The following is a 14,587-nucleotide window of genomic DNA, read 5'->3' on the forward strand; positions in this document are numbered from 1 at the left end:
GGCCCGGTAATTCAAGAAAAACGGATGACTGCGAAGGAAAATTAAGCGCAACTGGCCAGATCCCCCGGTGCCTCTGAAACATTTGCTTTCAACTAACCCTGCGGGTTTTACGATTCTCGTTCGTCTTATCTATTGCAGTCCCAAGGCTGAGCATCGGCTCGACCTCAATTTCTCTGAAAAGACACCTGCAATGTCCCAAAAACCGAAAAAGTCCAAATCCAGACTGTGGTTCCTGGTCCATAGCTGGCTTGCCCTGCCGATCTGGTTCTTCGTCCTGATCGTCTGCGTTACCGGCACCCTGGCGGTGGTCAGCCAGGAAATCGTCTGGCTGGCCAACCCCGATGTGCGCGCCAGCAAGCCCGATGGCGACGCCGAGCGGCTGAGCTTCCAGCAAGTGCTCGATGCCCTGCACAAGGCCGAACCGGACATGGCGGTGCGCTTTATCAGCCAGCCGGACGGTTCGCACTTTGCACTGACCGCGGCGGTGACCTTCCCCGATGGCAGCGCGCCGACCCTGTACGTCAACCCCTACACCGGGGCGATCCAGGGCAAGAGCCCATCGTTCAACTTTGAGGCCTTCACCCGTGCCTTGCACGGCTGGTGGCTGGTGCCGTTCACCAACGGCTACAGCTGGGGCTGGTACCTGGTGTCGCTGCTCGGCCTGCCGATGCTGGCCTCGCTGGTCACCGGGCTTGTGGTCTATAAACGGTTCTGGAAGGGCTTCTTCAAGCCGACATTGCGCTTTAACCATGGCGCGCGGATCTTCTGGGGCGACTTCCACCGCCTGAGCGGCATCTGGTCGATCTGGTTCATTGCAGTGATCTCCATCACCGGCACCTGGTTCCTGATCCAGGCGATCCTGGCCGACAACCACGTCACGATCTCCACCGAGCCGGTGGTGCCAGTAATTGCCCGCGAAGACGTGCCACGCACCGAAGCCGGCACACCTGCCCCGCGCATCAGCCTGGATGACGCCACGCGCATCGCCAAGGAGCAGATCGCCGGCCTGGACGTCAGCTTCGTCTCCCTGCCCGGCAACGCCTATGCCCACCTCTACCTGGGCGGGCGCGGCTGGTACCCGCTGATGTTCCAGACGGTCAACGTCAACCCGTACAACAGCAAGATCGAGTCGCAGTTCTTGATCGACGACCGCTCGACCCTGGAGTTCGTTACCGAATCCATGCGACCGCTGCACACCGGTGACTTCGGCGGCCTGACCATCAAGCTGATCTGGGCCTTCTTCGGCCTGGTGCTGTCGATGATGGTGTTGAGCGGCCTGCTGATCTGGACCAAGCGCACCGCCCAGGCCACCGCCGCTGCCCTCAAGCGCGAGCGCAAGCCGCACAAGCAGCCCACCACCGCTACCGATACCGTCACGGAGGCGAGCCTATGAGCAAGGCAGCCGTTATGCCGCAAAGCCCGCTGAGCCGCTTCTGGCACAAATGGCGCTTTCACCTGAACATCCTGCTGTTGCTGATCCCGCTTGGCTTCATGCCCAAGTATTTTGCCGACGCCGCGATGTTTCGCGGTGACAGCGGCCTGGGCGAGCGTGAGCTCGGCGAGGTCAAGGTCGGCCCGTGGAGCGTGCAACTGGCCGAGTTGCGCGACGAGGCACCGCGCGCCGATGGCCCTGCCGGTTACTTCAAGGCGTTCAATATCGCCCTGTGCCAGGCCTGCATCGCCGAGGTCAAGGCCGCTTACCTGCGCATCGGCAAGCCGCGCAGCCTGCGCGCCGCCGGGACGATCTTCTTCGGCACCCCGTACCGCATGAGCACCGGCCTGCCGATCCCGCTCAAGACCCGTGCGGACGCCGAGCTCTGGATCACCCTCGAAGGTTGGGACGGCAGCATGCACCAGGCCGCCGTGCCGTTGAGCAAGGCCTCGCCGGCTACCGTTGCCTGGCTGAACAAACAAGGAGGCAAATGATGAAATTTCGTAAGCAGCTCCTGCCCTTGCTGCTGCTCGGCGCTGCCGGCCAGGCGTTGGCACACAACCCGATGTGCGAATGCAAGGCCGTCGATGGCGGCCAGATCCAGTGCACCGGCGGTTTTTCCGATGGCAGCGGCGCGCCGGGGGTCACCCTCGATGTGATCGGCTATGACGAATCGATCCTGGTGCCCGGCAAGCTTGGCGATGACTCGAAGCTGACCTTCAAGCGCCCGGACGGCGAGTTCTACGTGCTGTTCGACGCCGGCCCCGGCCACGTGGTGGAAATCGACTACGCAGATATCGAGCAATGAGCCGCGTCCAGGTAGTGCGCCCGGCCGGCGCCGGGCATGAAACCCTTTACGTGCTGCTGGTCAGCCTGCTGATCCTGGCCGTGGCCGCCGGCATCGTTGCCCTGCGCGGCGAACGCCTTGACGAGGTCAGCATCGAGGCCCATCAGCTGGATGCCCGCCGCGACCTCAATGCCGCCGAACAAGGGGTGTACGCCGACTTGCGGGTGGCGTTCGACGAGATCCAGGCGCGCCGCGAAGACGAGCCGCAACTGCTGGCCGTCGAGGTCCTGGCCGAGGAAGGCTTCCCGCCCTTCGTGGCCGACGCCAGCGCCGCCAGCCGCGGCCAGCACCAGTGGCAGCTGCTGGCGCCGCGCGCCTACCTGGGCCTGAGCCAGGCCCGCGAGGTGGCCGGCAGTTTCCTCCTGCTGGTGCCCGAAGCCGAGGACGGCGCCGCTGACGTCTGGTTGCAGCGCAGCGCCAGCGCCAGCGTGCCTGCCGACTTCAGCCAGGCCGCCCTGATCGCCGCCGGCTGGCAACAGATCGCCGCCCACTACGACGCCGGCGTCACCCGCCAGCATCGTCATTGACACAAGGACGCCCCATGTTTCGCGCCACCCTCGCCCGTCGCCTTCTCAGTGTGTTCCTCGCCTGCGCCCTGCCCGCCCTGGCCCTGGCCGATACCGGCAAGCCGCTGCGCATCGGCATCACCCTGCACCCGTACTACAGCTACGTGAGCAACATCGTCGGTGACAAGGCCGAGGTGGTGCCGCTGATTCCGGCCGGCTTCAACCCCCACGCCTACGAGCCGCGCGCCGAGGACATCAAGCGCATCGGCACCCTGGACGTGATCGTGCTCAACGGCGTTGGCCATGATGATTTTGCCGACCGGATGATCGCCGCCAGCGAAAAACCCAACATCACCACCATCGAATCCAACAGCAACGTGCCGCTGCTGGCCGCTACCGGCGTGGCCGCACGCGGCGCCGGCAAGGTGGTCAACCCGCACACCTTCCTGTCGATCAGCGCCAGCATCGCCCAGGTCAACAACATCGCCCGCGAGCTGGGCAAGCTCGACCCGGACAACGCCAAGTACTACAGCCAGAACGCCCGCGCCTACGCCAAGCGCCTGCGCAAGCTGCGCGCCGAAGCCCTGGCCCAGGTCACCGAAGCGCCGGGCGCTGAATTTCGCGTGGCGACCATCCACGCCGCCTACGACTACCTGGTGCGCGAGTTCGGCCTGGAAGTCACCGCAGTGGTGGAGCCGGCCCACGGCATCGAACCCAGCCCCAGCCAGCTGAAAAAGACCATCGACCAGCTCAAGGCCCTGGACGTGAAGGTGATCTTCTCGGAGATGGACTTCCCCTCGGCCTATGTCGAAACCATCCAGCGCGAATCGGGGGTGAAGATCTACCCGCTGACGCACATCTCCTACGGCGACTACAGCAAGGAGAAGTACGAAGTCGAGATGAAGCGCAACCTCGACACCGTGGTGCGGGCGATCAAGGAGTCCCAGGCATGACCGTGGCCCAGCCGCTGCTCAATCGCGCCTGCGGGCCGGACATCGCCTTTGCCGAGGTCGACCTGACCCTGGGCCGCACGCGGATCCTCGACAAGGTCAGCTTCAACGTCGCCGCCGGCAGCGTGCATGCGCTGGTCGGCCCCAACGGCGGTGGCAAGAGCTCGCTGATCAAGACCCTGCTCGGGCAGATGCCGCACCAGGGCCAGTTGACCCTGACCTGGCCCGGCGACGAGCAGATCATCGGCTACGTGCCCCAGGCCCTGGAGTTCGACCGTGGCCTGCCGATGACCGTCGATGACTTCATGGCCGCCATGTGCCAGCGTCGCCCGGCGTTTCTTGGCCTGTCACGCAAGGTGGCGCCGGCCATCGATGCCGCGCTGCAGCGGGTCGGCATGCTCGACAAGCGCAAGCGGCGCATGGGCGCCCTCTCCGGTGGCGAGCGCCAGCGCGTGCTGCTGGCCCAGGGGCTGATCCCGGCACCGCAATTGCTGGTGCTCGACGAGCCGATGTCGGCGCTGGACGAAGCCGGTATCCAGGTATTCGAACGCCTGCTGCACGACTGGCGCGCCGCCGGCACCACGGTGCTGTGGATCGAGCATGACCTGCAAGCCGTGGCGCGCCTGGCCGACCGCGTCACCGGCCTCAGCCGCCGGGTGCTGTTCGACGCGCCGCCAACCCAGGCGCTGACCCCGGAGCGCCTGCTCAGCCTGTTCTCCATTCACCCGCGCAGCGAGAGCACCGCCTGATGAACTACGAAGAATTTCGCCTGCTGATCCAGGGCTGGGCTACCGCCGGTTACCTGCCAGAAGCCCTGGCCTATGGCTTTGTGGTCAATGCCCTGCTCGCCGGCCTGATGATCGGCCCGGTGCTCGGCGGCCTCGGCACCCTGGTGGTGGTCAAGCGCTTTGCCTTCTTCTCCGAAGCCGTCGGCCATGCGGCGCTGACTGGGGTGGCCATCGGCATTTTGCTTGGCGAGCCCTACACCGGCCCCTATGGCAGCCTGTTCGGCTACTGCCTGTTGTTCGGCATCCTGCTGAACTTTTTGCGCAACCGCACCGGGCTGTCGCCCGACACCCTGATCGGCGTGTTCCTCTCGGTGTCGCTGGCCCTGGGCGCCAGCCTGCTGCTGATGCTGGCCGGCAAGATCAACGTGCACATCCTCGAGAACGTGCTGTTCGGCTCGGTGCTGACCGTCAGTGGCCAGGACCTGCTGGTGCTCGGCATCGTCGCCAGCCTGGTGCTGGCCCTGGCCTTGCCGTTGTACAACCGCATCATGCTGGCCAGCTTCAACCCGCAACTGGCAGCGGTACGCGGCGTCGCGGTGAAACGCCTGGACTACCTGTTCGTGGTACTGGTGACCCTGGTCACCGTAGCAGCGGTGAAAGTCATCGGCGCGATCCTGGTCGGCGCCCTGCTGGTGATCCCGGCAGCCGCGGCGCGCCTGATCAGCCAGTCGCTCAAGGGCTTTTTCTGGGCCTCGGTGCTGATCGCCACCCTGAGCACCCTGGTGGGCATTCTGCTGCCGATCGTCTTCGACCTGCCGGTGCCTTCGGGTGCGGCGATCATCCTCGTCGCCGGCTGCTGCTTCGCCCTCGCCGCCCTCGCCCGCGGCCTTGTTCCACGCCTGCAAGGAAACCCGGCATGACCTTCAAACTCCAGCACCTGTGCCTGGCCCTGGCGCTCGCCGGCCTGCCCACCCTGAGCCTGGCCCAGAGCGCCCCGGCAGCGGCCAAGCAAGCAGCGGCCGGGGTTACCGTCCTGGCGTCGCTGCCGGTGACCCACAGCCTGGCCAGCGCCCTGCTCGACGGCACCTCGGTGAAACTGCAACGGGCAGCGCCAGCGAATATTCCGGCCTCGCGCCAACCGTCGTACTTCAGCGGCCGTGGTGGCGCCAGCCTGCAAAAAGCGGCCGGCGGCGCCGATGCGGTGATCGGCCTGCGCTCGATCTGGAGCGACGATCCGCTGTACCCGGTGGCCCGGCGCAGCAATATCCGCATCGTCGAAATCGACGCCGCGCGCCCGGTGGATGGCGCCCTGCCGGGCATCGCCGTGCAGGGCAGCAATGCCTTTGCCGGCTACCCCTGGCTCAACCCGAGCAACCTTGGGCGCATGGCCGATGTCCTGGCCAACGACCTGGGGCGCTTGAGCCCGGCGGACCAGCCGAAAATCCAGAGCAACCTGGCGGCCCTCAAGCGCCAACTGCTGGAGCTCAGCGCCGGCAGCGAAGCGCGGCTGGCCGAAGCGGACAACCTCAGCGTGGTCAACCTCTCGGATCGCCTGGATTACTTGGTCAGCGGCTTGAACCTGGACCTGATCGATCACCCGCAGGTGGCCGATGACCAGTGGGATGCGGCGGCGCTCAAGCGTCTGGGCGATGAACTCAAGGGCCAGGACGTGGCGCTGGTGCTGCATCACAAGCAGCCAGGCCAGGCAGTGACCGAGGTGATCGCCACGTCCGGGGCCAAACTGCTGGTGGTGGAGACCGATGCGCAGGATTCGCTGGCGGGGCTGAAGGCCAGTGTCGAGCAGGTGGTGGGGGCGTTGCTGGCGGGTAGCAGCTGAGGGCCTCATCGCGGGTCAAGCCCGCTCCCACAGGTATTGCAGTGTTCTCAGGGTGTATGCAAGACCTGTGGGAGCTGGCTTGCCAGCGATGAAGCCACCACCGACTCAACGTTTCATGCAGCGCTGATAGCGTTCATCCACCCGCTTGGCAAACCAGGCCGTGGTCAGTTTGCGGGTGATCTTCGGGCTCTTCAGTTCAATGCCCGGTAGCTGCGCCCGCGGCACGGCCTTGCCCGCCGTGCCATCGGCCAGGGCATAGACACCCTTGTACAAGCGGGTGTCTTCGAACGCCAGGCTGTCGCCCTTCTCCAGCTGGTCGCGGATGCTGACGTTGCGCAAATCCAGCTTCACCCCCAGGCGCCTTGCTGCCTGCTCGGTGGTACCCGGCATGATCGCCCCCGGCGCGATCAGGTCGCCGTCCAGGGCCAGCTGCACGCCCGTGGCGCGGCTCAAGGCACTCTGGAACGCCGCGTTGCGACTGGCGTACCAGCCGGCATTGAAGTCGCCAAAACGATAGAGCGGGCGATCATAGTGGGTGGGGTAGCCGAGCAGGTGAGCGATGCCAAAATACAGGCCGCCACGGCGGCTGAAGACTTCCTGGCGGATGGTCCCGCCATAGGTGTAGGGGTAGCCCTGGGCATGCTGTTCGGCAAAGTCGATGCTCACCTGCATCGGCCCACCGGTACGCACCGGGTTCAAACCACCGAGCAGGGTCTTGCCCATGGGCAAGGCGCCGATCAATTGATCAAACAGGTCGCTGAGTTCTTTTTCGCTTCGCACCGCATCCAGGCGCTGGCCGTAGGTTTTGCCGGTCGGCGAGCGGGTTTGCAGGGTGGCGTCGATCAGTAGTTTGGGGATGTGCAGGCTGGCCGCGCGGCGGTCGATCTCTTGCCGGGCGATGCGGCCCAGGCCCGGCACTTTCGGGTCGGCCTGGAAGGTCGATTCCTGTTCAGTGACCGCCAGCACCGCGCACAGGTTGCTCTTGCTGGCGCTGATCTTCTGCGCGGCGAAGGCGCTCTGGATATCCCGCGCCCAGCCTTCACGGTCCTTGGTGCTGGCCGGCAGCAGGCGCACGATCTGTGCGCGCACCTTGGCCGGGGCCTGCTCAGGCGCTTCACGCTGGGTGACGCAGCCCTGAACCGTTAACAGCACGCTGAAAACCACCAGCCAACCGGGTACTTGCATGGGCTCTCCCGCCACATCTGGCAACAGCTGCACAGTAGCGGCGGTCGGGCACGACTGCAATCAGCAGCCTGGTTTGCTCAGTTGCGTGCCGATGGTCACCGCGGTGATCGCCACCGGTTTGAAGCTCTGCAAGGCGACCGGGTCGAAACTGCGTTCGCAGTTGTATTTGGTTTCCATGACAAAGTCTTCGCCCTTGTGCTTCTTCATCTCGTCCGCCCATGTGTTCGAGGCAGCGATGGCCGCGTCGTCGGTGAGCATGACTTCGGCCAGGACCTGGGTGAAGCCGACCGCACGCGGCCCTTCCCACAGGGCATACACCGACGGATCGGCGGCGTTGCCACACATTTCCAGGCAGTCGGCATAGAACTCCAGCGGGCCACCGGTAGACTCATGCAGCGCAGCAAAGGTCAGCGGCTGGTTGGCTGGCGGGGCGAAGGTGCCGATGAACGAGCTGAGGTCGGCCTTGCAGGTCGGCGACAGCTCCAGGCGCAGGTCGTTGATGCTGCCACCGGTAGCGTCGGCAGTGATCTCGCAGCCCTGCACCTTGTAGGTGTGCTTGTCGCCTAAGCTGGTGCGGGCGATGCCTGCGACCGACTCGAAGTACTTGAGGTTGGTGCCGAGCATTTCACCGTTGAAGACCTGGGCGACAGTGGCCTGGGCCTGGGCGAACAACGGCAGGCAGACCAGGGTCAGGGTCGAGCCGATAGTCAGCAGTGCACGCGGTTTCATCTGAACATCCTGTAAGCAATGAAGTGGCGCGCACTTTAATGCAGCGCCGCGCACAACACCACTGGCCAGTGCCCGAGCCCGACGCTCACGGCTGCTCGCCAACCATGTAGGTCTTGCTGACAGCGCGGAACTGTTCGTGGGCCGAGCTGCCGAGCAACTCGAAAACGACCATCTCGCGGGTGACGATCTGCGCCCCGGCGGCACGCATGCGGGCAATGCCAGCATCGCGGTTGTGGGCGCCGCGACAATCACAGGCGTCCTCGACCACGAATACCTGCTTGCCCAGTTCCAGCAGGTCGAGCACGGTTTGCAGCACGCAGATATGGGTTTCCATGCCACAGACGATCACCTGCTCGCGGGCCAGCAGCGATGCCGGCAGGCACTGGGCAGCGACGCAGGAGAAGTGCAGCTTCTCGACCACCTGAGCCGCCGGCGAGGCCTCCTTGAGCTGCGCCACGGTCGGCCCCAGCCCCTTGGGATACTGTTCGGAAATTACCGTCGGCAGGCCCAGGGTAGCGGTCGCCGCCAACAACCAGCGGGTGCGCGCCAGGGTGCCGGCCGGGTCGCTAACCGCGCCAATGAGTTTTTCCTGAACATCGATGACCAGCAGGCTGGCCTGGTTCGGCTTGATCAACATCGCGTGCACCTGTGCTCTGGCTAAACCCCAAGGCTCGCCCATTCGCCGTCGCTGCGTCAACGTTCAAGCCGACAGGCGATGAGGTTCCAGGGCGGCGCTGAGCACGCCGAGCACCCGCTCTTCATGCTCATGGATGAAGAAGTGGCCGCCAGGGAAAATGTCCAGCGAGAAGTCGCCGAGCGTTTCCTCGCGCCAGGCCAGCAATTGCGCTTCGCTGGCCTTGTCGGCCTCCCCGCCCAACACATGCAATGGGCAACGCAAGGGCCCACGCTGGCGATACACATAACGCCCGCACAGCATGAAATCGGCACGCAGCACCGGCAGGGTCAGGCTCATCAGCTCCTGGTTGGCCAGCACCTCTTCCGGCGTACCCTGCAGCGTGCGCAGCTCGTCGATCAGTACCTCATCGCTTTTGGGCTCGCGCCAGTTGCCGCCGTCGTAATCTTCGCGGCGGGTTGGCGCAGCCGTGCCGCAGGCAAACAGTGCCACCGGTGGCGGGCAGCCCAGGGCCTGCAGTTCGTGGGCCAGCTCGAAGGCCAGCAAGGCCCCCAGGCTGTGCCCGAGCAAGGCATAGGGCTGGCTGGCGGCCAGGCGCTGCTCATGGGCAAGCTGGCGCGCCAGCACCTGCATGTCGGTCAACAGCGCCTCGCCCAGGCGCGCGCCACGCCCGGGCAGCTCCACCGGGCGCAGGTTCAGCCAGGCCGGCAGCTTGCGCCGCCAGCGGCTGTAGACCATGGCACTGGCACCCGAGTACGGCAGGCACAACAGGGTCAATGCAGACACAGGTGCCCCTTACTGCGCCGCAGCGGTTTCGGCCATCTTCTGGCGCAGGCTCAACGGGCGCATGTCGGTCCAGACTTCGTCGATGTATGCCAGGCACTCCTGCTTCAGGCCGCTCTTGCCGACGCTACGCCAGCCCGCCGGGATCGCCTTGTAGTCGGGCCAGATGGAATACTGCTCTTCGTGGTTGACCACTACCTGGAACACGATGTCGTCGCGGTCGAATACGGATGTCATTGCCTGTCTCCTGGATTGATTGGGCCCGTCACGCGCGTGGCGTACGCTGGCGTTCTAGAGAACGAGCGACAGGCCCGACAAATTAGTCCGCGCGCGGTAGCGCCCTGGTTTCAGGTATTGGACTTGAGCTTGGTCCACAGCCGCGTGCTCAGGCGGGCGATGGCACTGAACTCGGCGTCAGTCATCGGCCGGGTAAGGCTGGCGCTCAGTTCCATGCCGTTCGGCCAGCCGCTGAAAACCGGCGGTGTCTATTCGTTGTGCCTGCAGGCCGCAGGGGCTGGGCATCCGGCGTGCGCGGTGGTAATGCAGTGGTTTGCCGAGCAGCACGGTCGCTGATCCTGTTACATTTACCGCCTGTCCAACCCTCCAGAGCCTGAAAATGGATCTTCACGCACTTCTCGCCTTCACCCTGGTTGCCGCGATTGCCATCGCCAGCCCCGGCCCCGCCACCTTGATGGCGATCAACAACAGCCTGGCCTATGGGCCGCGATATGCGGTGTGGTCCTCGTTGGGCAATGCCAGCGGGCTGTTCTGCCTGTCGGCGGCGGCCATGCTCGGCCTCGGCGCGCTGCTCGCCAGCTCCGAGTGGCTGTTCAACGCAGTGAAAATTCTTGGCGCCGGCTACCTGTTCTATCTCGGTGCCAAGCAGCTGATGAAAAAGAGCCCGATGCTGGCGAGCGACGTTGCGGCGGGCCAGGCAGCGGTCAAGCCATCGCGCTTGAAGCTGTACAAGTCGGCCTTCCTCACCGCCGCCACCAACCCCAAGGCAACGATGTTCTTTACCGCCCTGTTCCCGCAATTCATCGACCAGAGCGCTGCGCTGCTGCCGCAGTTCCTGATCCTCACCGCGATTTTCATGGCCTTGTCGCTGACCTCCTTGAGCCTGTATGCCGCCCTGGCCTCGCGGGCCAAGGGCGTACTGACCCGGCCTGAGTTTTCCAGGTGGGTCAGCCGGGTGGTGGGCTCGACGTTTATCTGCTTTGGTGCGGCGATCCTGACCATGCGCCGCCAGGGTGCTTGATCTAGAGAGCAGCGCAAATCCTGTGGGAGCTGGACTTGCCAGTGATCGAGCGCGTAGCGCTCGTATCTCAGGCAATGCCTGGTGTGTTGGCTGTACGGCGACATCGCGGGTCAAGCCCGCTCCCACAGACAATGCATCAACCCTGGTCGACACCACGCTTGAATACCCACCCCAACCCCGTTACCCTCCTTCAGTCGCTGCCAATTCAGCGACCGGGTGTGCAAGCCCGAACGATGTGGAGCAATCAGTACCTTGAGACCTTCCCGGCGCGTCTTTGCGTCCGAGGAATAGTTTTATGGTGGCTGTGCGTGGGAGGCCTTCGGGTCTGCCGGGTCCTATATCCTCGGTCTTGCACACCTGCGCACAGCTGCCACCCATTCGTGTGCAAGCGGATGCTGGCAGTTTCCTGGCTGATATAGGAGATGCAGCATGATCAAGATCGTTCCTGATCCACCGCCAGCCGGCGCCCTTCCTCACACTGCCGACACGCCTTTCGGGGCTTGTGCTGCAGGTCATCCCCCGTTGTTTTCTGTACGCGCCGGTATCGAGGCGCATGACGCGTTGGTGCATGCGTCGATGTATTTGCGTTGCGCCCATGACACTGGCATGCAGGCATGCGACAAGGTTGATGCCGACGCCCGTGGAACGATTTGGGCGACACTGCACTCGGTCGAGATGGCCAAGGGACTGGTGGATGCCTTGCTTGATGGGATCGAGGCACAAGCCTTGGAGCGCAAGGCAGCCAGGTAACAATCCAGGGGGACGCAAGTGCCTGGTTTTGGGGCCGCAGGTGCGGCCCATCGCTGGCAAGGCCAGCTCCCACAAATCCTGCGTCCAACCTCCAAAGACCTACCCAACGATGAACTATCAAGCCCCGACTCTCTGGGCTGGACATCAATACTGGCCACTTAGTAGCATCCAATCAGCAGGACTGCGTAACTCAATACGACTATCACCAGCCAGGGAGGCTAAATGAACACGATTGTCCATCGACCCATCCACGCAGCTCTACGCCCCACTCTCGGCTGGTCCGATACCTGGCAGGGCCCTGACCAAGGTCTGATCCGCTGCTGGGAGGCTGGTCGTGAACGAGCCCTCAAACATCCCGACATTGCCCGGCGCTGCATCGCCGGTGAGCTCCCCGTGCTGGGCTGGAAAGGTGGTGTCGAACGCACCTTGAAGAAACTCGAGAAGTTCGGCTCGCTCAAGTATCTGGCTCACTGGCAAGGTTTACGCGGTGACGACCTGCAAATCGATACCACAGCGGAACTGACGATTAGCTGCAGCCGTACAGGGATGGTCGTGACTTTCACACCCGAGCAAAGCAAATACTACAACTCACAGGTTGAAAACGAAGAGTAAGGAAGCTTGCATCATGGTCGACTTGCATCAGGAATTCGAAAACAGTCGTTTCTACCACCAGGCCCGTATCGACCGACGCTCGGCGGACGCCTTACTCGGCATTGCCGCAGGGCTCACTGCAGATAACACCATCAACCAGCGAGAGGCTGAGTTTCTAAAAAACTGGATCGAGCAGCATCTGGCACACCTGGATGATCCAGTGATCAACCTGCTCTACCGACGCCTGGCCAATATGCTCAGCGATGGAATTCTGGATGCCGACGAGTCGACGGAATTGTTGGAGATACTCCAGCAATTTACCGGTGCCCCCAGTAATAGTCCTCGCCCTTTTACTGCGCCCACCACACTCCCCCTTAATGATCCAGCACCTGCCCTCGACTGGCCAGATAGGGTGTACCTTTTTACTGGCGCCATGGCCTATGGGCCACGTAAGGAGTGTGAGGCCCTTGTGCTAGATCGCGGAGGCTTGATTGGCGGCTCGGTGAGCAAAAAGGTGCACTTCCTGGTGGTCGGGAGTGTCGGGAACGAGCAATGGCTGCACAGTAGTTATGGTACGAAGATCAAGAAGGCCGTGGAGATCAGGGAGGCTGGGGGAGGGATTGCGATTGTTAGCGAGGAGCATTGGCAGAGGGCGGTATTTGGTTAAATTCCTTCGACTTACTACTCTATATAGCCATCACGGACGATAGAAATTTCAACAGCTACCTGCAAGGATCTTTAGATGAGCATTGAGCACGCCCCCCTTACAAAAGAGCAGCGCACCAAAAAAATTAACGAGTTACTTAGCGACTCAAATAGGCTCTTAACTACTACAAGCAGCCGCCTCAATGGAAGACCCGAGCAATTGGTCATTGCCTTCTGGAAACAACTTATCAGCAATTGTAATGCCGCCCTGCTGCTGATGCGTGAAGGCTTTGAAAATGAGGCAATGGCCACGACACGACTCGCCTTGGAAAACTTATTCCACCTCGGGGCCTTGGTAAAAAAACCTGAAACACTGGACAAACTAACCAATAATTTAAGTAAAGAGCTTAGAAAGCAGGCCGATGCAATACACAACGACGCCTTATCCTCCAGCACCCTCACCAAAGAAAACGCAAGTGATTTAAGTGATTATTTAACCGCCACAAAGGAAGAAAAATATCAAGGCGCCAGTTTGCACGAGATGTCGAAAACAGCAGGCCTAGAATTCTTATATCACAGCAAGTACCGCAGCCTTTCCACCTCGTCTGCACACTCGACCTTGGTCGCGGCCCTGCAGTTCGACGCCCCCGAAGACCACCAAAATGAAGTGCTGACTTTTGTCGAAGAAATGCTAAGCCTCTCCATGGCTCTCATTGATCTGCTCCTCAAGAACAGCCCCCCCAAACCTGAAACCAAGTAGCGCATGCGTCGACATATTCTAGTGGCGCCGTAAATCATTACTCCAGCTATTGCATCACACCACGCTGGCGCGCTGCAGGCTGCTGACATGTCCCACACCGGCCGCCTGCAAGCGGCTGACCAGATCGCCACGGGCCTCGCCGCCACCTGCGCGGATGTATTCAAGCTCGGCCGCGGTGATCAACACCACCGGCACCAGGGTCACCGGCGACAGCGGCATGCCCTCCAGACGGGTCGGGAAATCCGGCGCCGGGCCGCCCAGCAGCACACCGATGCAGTCGTCCTCGGTCACGAAATGCTCGGGAAGCTGGCCGCTGATGTGGTGCGACTGGCTGAAGCCGGGCAGCTCCAGAGACAACGCACCGTACCTTGCCAACTGCTGGGTGATGCCGCCGGCATCGGCCACGGTTTTGGCGATGTTCTCGATCAACTCGAATGCCCAGCTGCGCTTGAACGGGTCGACTTCGCCCAAAGGTCCACGGGCATGTTCCGGGATGTCCGGCGTTTCGACGAACAACTCCATCTCGAAACCATTGCCTTGCCCCTGGGCATCATCGAAGGGGTCGGACAAGCCTTCGGTCGCCAGGATAATTGAGTCGCCACGGCGCACTACCCGATAGGCCTGACGGGTCGAGGGCCAGTGCGGGCCGCCGGAAAAACTCGGGCTGATGAGGTAGGCAAGGACATCCCGTTCCACGCTACCGACGCTGCTCCAGTGACGATCCAGGCAGGCTTCACCGGCAAGCCTCGCGGCCTGGTTGGCATCTTCGGCTTGCGCGATTGGCGAATCTTCCTGGGGCGCTGGTCGTTTAAATGAGTCGAGTAGCTTTTTCAGGAGGTTCATCTGCGATCCTTGCGAGGTGGACATCTATGCTAACCACTCATTAGCATCGGCACTACCCCTGGCACACCAGAACACCCATCCCATGCCTGCAACACTGAAAACCTGTTGG

19 protein-coding genes and 1 pseudogene are annotated in these 14,587 nt (G+C 62.9%); 14 read left to right on the plus strand and 6 right to left on the minus strand.

Going from position 1 to position 14,587, the window contains the following annotated elements; genetic code table 11:
• The first annotated feature begins 190 nt into the window (after positions 1–190).
• The 8 genes from BV82_RS17710 to BV82_RS17745 are packed head-to-tail and all read left to right on the plus strand — an operon-like array spanning position 191 to position 6,300.
• Positions 191–1,393, plus strand: coding sequence for a PepSY-associated TM helix domain-containing protein (locus BV82_RS17710; RefSeq protein ID WP_036996293.1), 1,203 nt, complete (start codon positions 191–193; stop codon positions 1,391–1,393).
• Entirely contained in the window at positions 1,390–1,926 is a 537-nt protein-coding gene (locus BV82_RS17715) for a hypothetical protein (protein ID WP_010222472.1), read from the plus strand. Before BV82_RS17710 ends, BV82_RS17715 begins: the two co-directional genes overlap by 4 nt.
• Positions 1,923–2,240, plus strand: a complete 318-nt coding sequence (locus BV82_RS17720) for a hypothetical protein (protein WP_193384792.1) — start codon at positions 1,923–1,925, stop codon at positions 2,238–2,240. Before BV82_RS17715 ends, BV82_RS17720 begins: the two co-directional genes overlap by 4 nt.
• Positions 2,237–2,806: a DUF6162 family protein gene (locus BV82_RS17725; protein ID WP_159388921.1), complete on the plus strand. Its 570-nt coding sequence runs from the start codon at positions 2,237–2,239 to the stop codon at positions 2,804–2,806. The genes BV82_RS17720 and BV82_RS17725 overlap by 4 nt, the downstream gene beginning before the upstream one ends.
• A gap of 14 nt (positions 2,807–2,820) precedes the next feature.
• The gene (locus BV82_RS17730; RefSeq protein WP_010222476.1) at positions 2,821–3,738 is read left to right on the plus strand and encodes a metal ABC transporter substrate-binding protein; all 918 of its coding nucleotides are present in this window, start codon (positions 2,821–2,823) and stop codon (positions 3,736–3,738) included.
• The gene (locus BV82_RS17735; RefSeq protein ID WP_010222478.1) at positions 3,735–4,484 is read left to right on the plus strand and encodes a metal ABC transporter ATP-binding protein; all 750 of its coding nucleotides are present in this window, start codon (positions 3,735–3,737) and stop codon (positions 4,482–4,484) included. The genes BV82_RS17730 and BV82_RS17735 overlap by 4 nt, the downstream gene beginning before the upstream one ends.
• Positions 4,484–5,383 carry a metal ABC transporter permease gene (locus tag BV82_RS17740; protein ID WP_010222479.1) on the plus strand — a complete coding sequence of 300 codons (900 nt, stop codon included), beginning with the start codon at positions 4,484–4,486 and terminating at the stop codon, positions 5,381–5,383. Before BV82_RS17735 ends, BV82_RS17740 begins: the two co-directional genes overlap by 1 nt.
• Positions 5,380–6,300 carry a metal ABC transporter solute-binding protein, Zn/Mn family gene (locus BV82_RS17745; RefSeq protein ID WP_036996297.1) on the plus strand — a complete coding sequence of 307 codons (921 nt, stop codon included), beginning with the start codon at positions 5,380–5,382 and terminating at the stop codon, positions 6,298–6,300. Before BV82_RS17740 ends, BV82_RS17745 begins: the two co-directional genes overlap by 4 nt.
• Before the next feature lie 105 nt (positions 6,301–6,405).
• Here BV82_RS17745 and BV82_RS17750 read toward each other — a convergent pair whose 3' ends face one another.
• The 5 genes from BV82_RS17750 to BV82_RS17770 all read right to left on the minus strand — a co-directional run bounded on the left by BV82_RS17750 (position 6,406) and on the right by BV82_RS17770 (position 9,868).
• Positions 6,406–7,485, minus strand: a complete 1,080-nt coding sequence (locus BV82_RS17750) for a DUF1615 domain-containing protein (RefSeq protein WP_051636797.1) — start codon at positions 7,483–7,485, stop codon at positions 6,406–6,408.
• Between the two features lie 60 nt (positions 7,486–7,545).
• Positions 7,546–8,214, minus strand: a complete 669-nt coding sequence (locus BV82_RS17755) for a hypothetical protein (protein WP_036996299.1) — start codon at positions 8,212–8,214, stop codon at positions 7,546–7,548.
• An 85-nt stretch (positions 8,215–8,299) separates the two neighbouring features.
• On the minus strand, positions 8,300–8,851 hold the full coding sequence (locus BV82_RS17760) for a hydrolase (protein WP_036996304.1): 552 nt from the start codon (positions 8,849–8,851) through the stop codon (positions 8,300–8,302).
• A gap of 63 nt (positions 8,852–8,914) precedes the next feature.
• Positions 8,915–9,634, minus strand: coding sequence for a thioesterase II family protein (locus tag BV82_RS17765; RefSeq protein WP_036996305.1), 720 nt, complete (start codon positions 9,632–9,634; stop codon positions 8,915–8,917).
• A 9-nt stretch (positions 9,635–9,643) separates the two neighbouring features.
• Complete coding sequence (locus BV82_RS17770; protein WP_010222487.1) at positions 9,644–9,868, minus strand: MbtH family protein; 225 nt, start codon at positions 9,866–9,868, stop codon at positions 9,644–9,646.
• A 213-nt stretch (positions 9,869–10,081) separates the two neighbouring features.
• On the opposite strand from BV82_RS17770, the pseudogene BV82_RS17775 reads away from it, so the two are divergent.
• The 6 genes and pseudogenes from BV82_RS17775 to BV82_RS17800 form a co-directional block, all read left to right on the plus strand.
• Positions 10,082–10,204 (plus strand): annotated as a pseudogene (locus BV82_RS17775) (LysR family transcriptional regulator); the annotation flags it as partial.
• Between the two features lie 43 nt (positions 10,205–10,247).
• The gene (locus BV82_RS17780) at positions 10,248–10,889 is read left to right on the plus strand and encodes a LysE family translocator (RefSeq protein WP_010222490.1); all 642 of its coding nucleotides are present in this window, start codon (positions 10,248–10,250) and stop codon (positions 10,887–10,889) included.
• Between the two features lie 429 nt (positions 10,890–11,318).
• Positions 11,319–11,639, plus strand: coding sequence for a DUF6124 family protein (locus tag BV82_RS17785; RefSeq protein ID WP_036996306.1), 321 nt, complete (start codon positions 11,319–11,321; stop codon positions 11,637–11,639).
• Between the two features lie 222 nt (positions 11,640–11,861).
• Positions 11,862–12,251, plus strand: coding sequence for a hypothetical protein (locus BV82_RS17790; RefSeq protein WP_036996308.1), 390 nt, complete (start codon positions 11,862–11,864; stop codon positions 12,249–12,251).
• A gap of 13 nt (positions 12,252–12,264) precedes the next feature.
• Positions 12,265–12,897 (plus strand): BRCT domain-containing protein, encoded by a 633-nt coding sequence (locus BV82_RS17795; RefSeq protein ID WP_036996310.1) that lies wholly within the window; start codon positions 12,265–12,267, stop codon positions 12,895–12,897.
• Positions 12,898–12,972: 75 nt separating this feature from the next.
• A complete protein-coding gene (locus BV82_RS17800; RefSeq protein ID WP_036996312.1) occupies positions 12,973–13,635 on the plus strand; it encodes a DUF5677 domain-containing protein in 663 nt (220 codons plus the stop codon).
• A 54-nt stretch (positions 13,636–13,689) separates the two neighbouring features.
• Here the strand turns inward: BV82_RS17800 and BV82_RS17805 are convergent, their stop codons facing one another.
• The gene (locus BV82_RS17805; RefSeq protein WP_036996313.1) at positions 13,690–14,478 is read right to left on the minus strand and encodes a suppressor of fused domain protein; all 789 of its coding nucleotides are present in this window, start codon (positions 14,476–14,478) and stop codon (positions 13,690–13,692) included.
• Positions 14,479–14,587: the final 109 nt, after the last annotated feature.

It is taken from the genome of Pseudomonas donghuensis (assembly GCF_000696345.2).
GTDB classification, from domain to species: domain Bacteria; phylum Pseudomonadota; class Gammaproteobacteria; order Pseudomonadales; family Pseudomonadaceae; genus Aquipseudomonas; species Aquipseudomonas donghuensis.